The 246-nt window shown below is 45.9% G+C and carries 1 protein-coding gene; it reads right to left on the minus strand.

Going from position 1 to position 246, the window contains the following annotated elements:
* Positions 1 to 246 (minus strand): VOC family protein (locus tag A3773_RS18270; RefSeq protein ID WP_438942556.1); only part of this gene is annotated, 246 nt, incomplete at both ends.

The raw sequence follows: 246 nt of genomic DNA on the forward strand, positions 1-246 counted from the left end.
TAATAGCACCACAAGGATCTTCAATTACCGCTATTTTGCCCACGCGCTCAATGATTGTTACAGGGACTAACACCGACCCACCAACCAGTTCAGCTTTTCTCAAGGTCTCTTCAACACAATCAACCGTCACATAAGTACGCCAATGTGCTCGAATATCATTATCATCGAGAGTGAGTATTCCAGCAAATGGCTCTGACGCATTGTTGCTTGTCGCCAAAGCATAGCGACTGCCATTTCGACCTGGTA

The organism is Neptuniibacter pectenicola, from assembly GCF_001597735.1.
Lineage (GTDB): Bacteria > Pseudomonadota > Gammaproteobacteria > Pseudomonadales > Balneatricaceae > Neptuniibacter > Neptuniibacter pectenicola.